This is a genomic window from Methylobacterium frigidaeris (assembly GCF_022179185.1).
GTDB lineage: Bacteria > Pseudomonadota > Alphaproteobacteria > Rhizobiales > Beijerinckiaceae > Methylobacterium > Methylobacterium frigidaeris.
On sequence record NZ_BPQJ01000294.1, the window covers coordinates 1 to 248 of the forward strand.

1 pseudogene is annotated in these 248 nt (G+C 73.0%); it reads left to right on the plus strand.

The window, feature by feature from the left end:
* Positions 1-248, plus strand: a pseudogene (locus MFF64_RS37195) (hypothetical protein); the annotation flags it as partial.

Here is a 248-nt window from a genome sequence, read left to right on the forward strand (position 1 = left end):
GAATGCCTCTACCTCGCCAAGGACGGGCGCCCTCAGCCGGCCCGCGACCAAGCCGTCGCCGCCGCCGTCCGTCTGGCCTGCATGGAACACGCAGACGCCGCCTTCGCCGCCGAACGCGCCGCCGCCGAAGGCGACCGCCGGGCCCGTACCGTCGTCGCCGCCCTGCGTGAACTCTCCTTCCAGCTCTCCGGCACCCAGCTGGGCATCACGATCACCTCGCTGGTCGTGGGCATGCTCGCCGAACCGGC